Origin of the sequence: Spirillospora sp. NPDC046719, from assembly GCF_040645715.1 — a bacterium.
Lineage (GTDB): Bacteria > Actinomycetota > Actinomycetes > Streptosporangiales > Streptosporangiaceae > Spirillospora.
Map to the genome: position 1 here is coordinate 1 of NZ_JBEYYT010000501.1, position 6,163 is coordinate 6,163.

A 6,163-nucleotide genomic window follows, 5' to 3' on the forward strand; every position below is an offset into this window, starting at 1 on the left:
GGCTGTTTCGCCGCGGAGCGCTAGCGGAGCGGCGAAACAGCCTGTCAGTCGTGACGGGGGTTCCAGGGGGTCGCCCCCCTGGGAAAACACAGCCCCCCTGGGAAAACTCAGTTGTGGCTGGCGCGGGGTTGTTGGGCGGCGCCTTGGCCGGACTGGGCGGAGAGGGTCGCGGCGTCCGCGTGCGGGGCCGTGGAGACGGACCGCTTCAGAGCGCTGCCCTTCACCCAGTCGTTCCAGCCCATCTGCCAGAAGCCCCAGCCGTTGTCCGGGGCCAGCGGGCGGCTGGTGCCGGTGACGGTGACGACGTCGCCGCGCTGGGCGAGTTTGTAGAACCACGCGGCGTCGGACGGGCTGACGTTGATGCAGCCGTGGCTGACGTTGTCGTGGCCCTGGTCGCCGACCGACCAGGGGGCGCTGTGGACGTACTCGCCGCTGTCGGAGATCTTCACCGCCTTGTAGACGGTGAGGCTGTAGTAGCCGGCGCAGCCCTGGCCGCATCCCTCCCAGTCCGACGTCATCGTGACCGGGTCGTCCTTCTGCATCGTGAGGTGGACGCCGTTGGTGGTGGTGTACTTCTCCTCGCCGCCGCGTCCCATGCTGGTCGGGATCGTCCGGGCCTTCTTCCCGTTGATCTTCACGACCATCTTGTGGGTGTCCTCGCCGGCGGTCGAGACGTGGGAGTCGCCGACGGTGAAGTTCACGGCGTAGTCCTTGCCGCCGTACATGCCCTTGCCGTTGTTCACGCCGCTGAGGTGGGCGACGAACGACGCCTTGGTGTGCGCCGGCCAGTACTGCTTGGTCCGGAACACGACCTCCTGGTTGCCGAGCCAGTGCCAGGCGCCTTCGACGGGTTTGTCGGAGCGCACCTCCAGCGCCCGCTCGACCGCGGCCTTGTCCTTCACCGGGCTGTCGAAGCGCATGACGATCGGGATGCCGACCCCGACGGTCTCCTTGTTGAACGGCGCGTCGACGGTGATCCCGTACTTCTTCTGCACGCTCGCGACGGTGAAGCCGCTGCGGACCGTGCGGGTCCTGCCGTCCTTGCCGACGGCCGTGGCGTCCACGGCGTAGGACTGGCCCGGCGCGAGGGACCAGCGCGACCGCCACTGCGTCCGGTCGGCGTTCAGGTCGCCCTCGACGGGGGCGCCCTTCGCCGTCGTCACCGTGACGTTCGCGATCCTGCCGGTCTTCGCCCGCACGTCGATCGGGCTGTCGGGCGGCAGCGCCGCGCCGCCGCCCGGCGACACGGCGAGCGAGACCGCGCCCTGTCCGGTCACCGCCTGCTGTCCGGAGCACGCCGCGACGCCCGCCACCATGCCCGCGCCCGCGAGGACGGCGGCGGCGCGCCTTCCCCGGTTCCTCGGTCCTGAGTCACCCACCCGCACGTGGACCCCCCGGTCGTTTCCCACCTGGACGAGCGATTCGCCTGGCCAGCCCTACTTGCTGGGACGACGTCCAGTATGTGAAAGGGGCGGTACCCGCGAAATTGCGGATACCGCCCCTCTTGGGGTTCTTTTACTGATCAGTGGGCGAAATGACCCCGGTAGTACTCGAAGACCAGTCCGATCGAGGTCAGGATCGCGGCGCACGCGCCGAGGATCACCAGCCACCAGCCGAACACGACGCCGAGGGCGACGGCCGCGGCCGACAGGCCGAGGAACAGCGGCCACCAGCTGTGCGGGCTGAAGAAGCCCAGCTCGCCCGCCGCGTCGGCGATCTCGCCCTGCGGGTCGTCCTCGTACAGCGGGCCCGCGTTGGCCCGCTCGAGGCGCCGGACGGTGAAGTGGATGTAGAACCCGATCAGCCCGGCGAGGCCGATCGCGAGCGCGAGCGCCGTGGTGCCGGTCCAGTCACCCGACCAGAGCCAGTACACGATGTCGGTGGCGAGGAAGAAGACCGCGCAACCGTAGAACATGAACGCCTGGACGCGCATCGGCTACTCCTTCGCCCCGGTCAGCTCGCCCTGCGCGCCCACGTGCGGGTGGTGCAGGTCGAACGCCGGCCGCTCGGAACGGATCTTCGGGATCGAGTTGAAGTTGTGCCGCGGCGGCGGGCACGAGGTGGCCCACTCCAGCGACGAGCCGTAGCCCCACGGGTCGTCCACCTCGACGCGCTTGCCCTTCTTCCACGTGATGTACACGTTGTAGAAGAACGGCAGCATCGAGGCGCCCAGGATGAAGGCGAAGATCGACGACACCTGGTTCAGGCCCTCGAACTCCTTGGGGTAGTCGGCGTACCGGCGCGGCATGCCCTCGGCGCCCAGCCAGTGCTGGATGAGGAAGGTGCCGTGGAAGCCGATGAACAGCAGCCAGAAGTGCACCTTGCCGAGCCGGTCGTTCAGCATCTTGCCGGTCCACTTCGGCCACCAGAAGTAGAAGCCCGCGAACATCGCGAACACCACGGTGCCGAACACGACGTAGTGGAAGTGCGCGACCACGAAGTAGGAGTCCGACAGCTGGAAGTCCATCGGCGGGGACGCGAGGATGACGCCGGTCAGCCCGCCGAACAGGAACGTCACCAGGAAGCCCAGCGACCACAGCATCGGCGACTCGAACGTCAGCTGTCCTCGCCAGATCGTCCCGACCCAGTTGAAGAACTTCACCCCCGTGGGCACGGCGATGAGGAACGTCATGAAGGAGAAGAACGGCAGCAGCACCTGGCCGGTGACGAACATGTGGTGCGCCCACACGGTGACCGACAGGCCCGCGATGCTGATGGTCGCGAAGACCAGGCCGATGTAGCCGAAGACGGGCTTGCGGGCGAACACCGGCAGGATCTCCGTCACGATGCCGAAGAAGGGCAACGCGATGATGTAGACCTCCGGATGCCCGAAGAACCAGAAGAGGTGCTGCCAGAGCAGCGCGCCGCCGTGCGAGGCGTCGAACACGTGCGCGCCGAGCTTGCGGTCGGCCTCCAGGGCCAGCAGCGCGGCGGCGAGGACCGGGAACGCCAGCAGGACCAGGATGGAGGTCAGCAGGACGTTCCAGGTGAAGATCGGCATCCGGAACATGGTCATGCCCGGCGCGCGCATGCACAGGATCGTGGTGATGAAGTTGACCGCGCCCATGATCGTGCCGAAGCCCGACATGGCCAGGCCCATCACCCACATGTCGCCGCCGACGCCCGGCGAGCGAACCGCGTCGGAGAGCGGGGCGTAGGCGAACCAGCCGAAGCTGGCCGCGCCGCCCGGGGTCAGGAAGCCCGCGATGACGATCAGGCTGCCGAACAGGAACAGCCAGTACGCCAGCATGTTCAGCCGGGGGAACGCCACGTCCGGCGCGCCGATCTGCAGCGGCATGATCACGTTGGTGAAGCCCGCGAACAGCGGCGTCGCGAACATCAGCAGCATGATCGTGCCGTGCATGGTGAACATCTGGTTGTACTGCTCGTTGCTGACCACCTGCAGGCCCGGCTTGAACAGCTCGGCGCGGATGACCAGCGCCAGGATGCCGCCGAACAGGAACATCACGAAAGAGGTGATCAGGTAGAGGTAGCCGATCACCTTGTGGTCGGTGGACGACAGCCAGTTGGCGACGATGCGCCCCTTGCTCGTCCGCGCCGTGGTGACCGGCGCGCTCGGTGCGTGACTGATCGTGGTCACTTGGCACCCCCCGCGGCCAGGGCGGCCTTCGAATCGGCGATGAACTTCTGGTACTGGGCGGGCTGGACCACCTTCAGCTGGAACAGCATCCGGCTGTGGTCGACGCCGCAGAGCTCGGCGCAGCGGCCCTCGTACGTGCCCAGCTTGGTCGCCTCGAACTCGAACTCGTTGTCGTAGCCCGGCATGACGTCCTTCTTGTAAAGGAGCGCCGGGACCCAGAACGAGTGGATGACGTCGTTGGAGTGCAGTCGCACCCGCACGTGCTCACCGGCCGGAATGATCATCACGGGCTTGGCGCCGGAGGTGGAGTTGGGGTTGACCGGCTGGCCCACGACCGTGGCGACGGTCTGCTCCTTGCCGGCGGCGTCCTTCTCCTTGTAGTCGAACTGCCAGCTCCACTGGAACGCGGTGACGTCGACGACCACCGGAGGGTTCTTGGTGGTCTTCTCGACGTAGTTCTCGTCGCGTGCCGTGAAGTAGAACAGGACCGCGATGATGACGAACGGGACCGCCGTGTAGAGGATCTCGATCGGCATGTTGTAGCGGACCTGCGGCGGCAGGTCGTCGGAGCGCTTGCGGTGGAACAGCACCGCCCAGATGATCAGGCCCCAGACGACGGCCCCGACGGCGAACGCCGCGATCCAGGAACCCTGCCAGAGCTTCAGCATGCGCTCGGCCTGCGGGCCGATCGGCTCGGGCATGCCCAGGCGGGATGCCTGGCCGCTGCACGCGGTTGCGGACAGCGCCAGCAGCCCTAGCGCGCCGGCGCTTTTGATTGCGCGGCGACTGCGCACAGGCGTACGCCGCTCCCCAGAGCGGGTCGGACTCACGGAATGCCTTCCCCACGGATGAAAGCCCGGTCGACCCGGGCGGTGAGATCAGTTGTTACACGTGTGGTGGACACACTAGCGCTAGGGTCGCGCGAACCCCCGATCGGGTGCCCGGTTAGTGTTCTGGCGTGGCTGACTCCAGGGCGCCGGACGGGTACTTCGACGCGGCCTCGACCGAGCCGCCGCATCCCGCGGCGCGAGCTGCGCTGCTGGAGGCGCTGGACGCGGGCTGGGCCGACCCCGCCAGGTTGTACGGGCGGGCCCGGAGCACCCGCATGCAGTTGGACCGGGCCCGCGCGCGCGTCGCGGGCGTCCTGGGCGCACGGCCGGACGAGGTGTCGTTCACGTCGTCGGGCACCCAGGCGGTGCACCTGGCGGTCCTCGGGGGGCTCCAGGCGCGCCGGCGGGCCGGGCGCCACCTGGTGGTGAGCGCGGTCGAGCACTCCAGCGTGCTGCACGCCGCCGAGCTGCACGAGGCGGACGGCGGCGAGGTCACGGTCGTCGGCGTCGACCGGGGCGGGCGCGTCGACCCGGCCGAGTTCGCCGCGGCGCTGCGCCCGGACACCGCGCTGGCGTGCCTGCAGTCGGCCAACCACGAGGTCGGGACGCTCCAGCCCGTCGCGGAGGCGGCCGAGGCGTGCCGCGCGGCGGGCGTGCCGCTGCTGGTGGACGCCGCGCAGTCGCTCGGCCGGGTGGACGTGCCCGGCGGCTGGTCGTTCCTGGCCGGCAGCGCCCACAAGTGGGGCGGGCCCGCGGGCGTCGGGGTCCTCGCGATCCGCAAGGGCACCCGGTGGCGCTCGCCGCTGCCCGCCGACGAGCGCGGGGCGCGCCGCGTCCCGGGGTTCGAGAACGTCCCGGCGGCCGTGGCGGCCGCCGCCGCGCTGGAGGCGTTCCGCGCGGACGCGGAGGCGGAGGGCCCGCGCCTCGCCGCGCTCGTCGACCGGATCCGCGCGGAGGTCCCGGCGGCCGTGCCGGACGTCGAGGTCGTCGGCGACCCGGTCCGCCGGCTGCCGCACATTGTCACGTTCTCCTGCCTGTACGTGGAGGGCGAGGCGCTGCTGACCGAACTCGACCGCGCGGGTTTCGCCGTTTCGTCCGGCAGCTCGTGCACGGCGGATACGCTGCGTCCGAGTCATGTGCTCGAGGCGATGGGAGTGATTACCCATGGGAACGTGCGGGTATCGCTGCCGCGTGGCGTCGCTTCCGCCGACATCGACCGGTTCCTCACCGTTCTCCCCGGCACCGTGGCCCGGCTGCGCCGGACGGCGCTGAACGGGCTGGACCCGTGACCGGCACCGGCGGCGGAGCACCACATCGAGCACGAACCATCAGGAAAGGGAGGCGGTCGCGCCCATGAGGTTCCGAGGCCGCGCCAGGAGCGGAGTCTCCAACGGGACGGCGGCACCGCCCCCCGCCGAACCCGCCTGGCCTCCCCCGGCGCTGGTCATCGACGCGCTCGGCCGCAAGTGCCCGATCCCGATCATCATGCTGGCGGACCGGATCCGCGAGGTCCCGGTCGGCGAGGTGATCGCGGTGCTCGCCGACGACGCCGCCGCGCGCACCGACGTCCCCGCCTGGTGCCGGATGAAGTCGCAGGACTTCGTCCGGGAGGAGACGCTCCCGCAGGGCGGCTGGGGCTTCCACATCCGCCGGACGTACTGACGGCACGCCGTCGCCGGGGGCCGCGCCCGCGCCGGCCCCCGCGGCGCGCCGCGCACGGGGGGGGGGCGGC

At 70.0% G+C, this 6,163-nt stretch carries 6 protein-coding genes; 2 read left to right on the top strand and 4 right to left on the bottom strand.

The window, feature by feature from the left end; all coding sequences use genetic code 11:
• Positions 1-107 precede the first annotated feature (107 nt).
• The 4 genes from ABZ914_RS44250 to ctaC form a co-directional block, all read right to left on the bottom strand.
• Complete coding sequence (locus tag ABZ914_RS44250; protein WP_500200718.1) at positions 108-1,379, bottom strand: L,D-transpeptidase; 1,272 nt, start codon at positions 1,377-1,379, stop codon at positions 108-110.
• Between the two features lie 143 nt (positions 1,380-1,522).
• Complete coding sequence (locus ABZ914_RS44255; protein ID WP_190868588.1) at positions 1,523-1,933, bottom strand: cytochrome c oxidase subunit 4; 411 nt, start codon at positions 1,931-1,933, stop codon at positions 1,523-1,525.
• 3 nt (positions 1,934-1,936) lie between these two features.
• A complete protein-coding gene (gene ctaD, locus ABZ914_RS44260) occupies positions 1,937-3,601 on the bottom strand; it encodes an aa3-type cytochrome oxidase subunit I (protein WP_500200719.1) in 1,665 nt (554 codons plus the stop codon).
• On the bottom strand, positions 3,598-4,431 hold the full coding sequence (gene ctaC / locus ABZ914_RS44265; RefSeq protein WP_433138635.1) for an aa3-type cytochrome oxidase subunit II: 834 nt from the start codon (positions 4,429-4,431) through the stop codon (positions 3,598-3,600). Before ctaC ends, ctaD begins: the two co-directional genes overlap by 4 nt.
• Before the next feature lie 128 nt (positions 4,432-4,559).
• Between ctaC and ABZ914_RS44270 the strand changes: the two genes are divergently transcribed.
• Together ABZ914_RS44270 and ABZ914_RS44275 are read left to right on the top strand one after the other, a co-directional pair.
• A complete protein-coding gene (locus ABZ914_RS44270; protein ID WP_500200720.1) occupies positions 4,560-5,720 on the top strand; it encodes a cysteine desulfurase family protein in 1,161 nt (386 codons plus the stop codon).
• A 64-nt stretch (positions 5,721-5,784) separates the two neighbouring features.
• Positions 5,785-6,093, top strand: coding sequence for a sulfurtransferase TusA family protein (locus tag ABZ914_RS44275; RefSeq protein WP_190868584.1), 309 nt, complete (start codon positions 5,785-5,787; stop codon positions 6,091-6,093).
• The last annotated feature ends 70 nt before the right edge of the window (positions 6,094-6,163 follow it).

Coding starts and splice junctions, on each gene's coding strand:
- ABZ914_RS44255 (WP_190868588.1), bottom strand. CDS start 1,933: ATGCGCGTCCAGGCGTTCATGTTCTACGGTTGCGCGGTCTTCTTCCTC.
- ABZ914_RS44275 (WP_190868584.1), top strand. CDS start 5,785: ATGAGGTTCCGAGGCCGCGCCAGGAGCGGAGTCTCCAACGGGACGGCG.